Annotated in this window: 2 protein-coding genes; one reads left to right on the top strand and one right to left on the bottom strand. The window is 63.1% G+C overall.

Annotated elements, in window-relative coordinates:
* Nucleotides 1-128, bottom strand: a 128-nt coding sequence (locus C5B90_RS20130) for a YgaP-like transmembrane domain (RefSeq protein ID WP_148708284.1), incomplete at its 3' end; no start/stop codon positions are given.
* 138 nt (nt 129-266) lie between these two features.
* Here C5B90_RS20130 and C5B90_RS20125 point away from each other — a divergent pair.
* Nucleotides 267-466: hypothetical protein (locus C5B90_RS20125; RefSeq protein WP_004065277.1), on the top strand; the 200-nt coding region annotated here is incomplete at its 3' end.

Here is a 466-nt window from a genome sequence, read left to right as displayed (position 1 = left end):
ATGACGAGTCCGAGGGTGCCGGCCGCGATGGTCAGGAAGCCCGCGAGACTCGCCGCCCCGACGACGATGAGCACCGGTCCGAGGACGGCGCGCGTGATACGGTCGTAACCTCCGACGTTCTTCTCCATGGTTGATTCACCGATACCTAGGTACGCGCTCTGCGGCTAAATCGTAGATTGGTGATTCCCGCGCCCGGAGACGCGTGACTGTCACGCCGGCCGACACGTCGACAAAAGCTAACTCCCTTGGCCGCGTCTCCCCCGCGTATGTCCCGGCTCTCGTTCCTCCTCCCCGGCGAAGACGACACAATCGGTCGGTTTCTGACGCTCACGCTCGTCATTTACGCCGTTATCAGCGGTTTCGAAATCCTCGGCGTCCTCTGGGCGATGTGTCTCGCGATGGCGGTCTGGACGCTCGCCACCGCGATTCAAGGGTTCCGGTACGGCTACCTCGAAGGCGCGACGTA

The sequence above is a fragment of the Haloferax sp. Atlit-12N genome, from assembly GCF_003383095.1.
Lineage (GTDB): Archaea > Halobacteriota > Halobacteria > Halobacteriales > Haloferacaceae > Haloferax.
The sequence above is the reverse complement of the archived record's forward strand: the minus strand, read 5'-3'. Positions and strand labels throughout refer to the sequence as shown.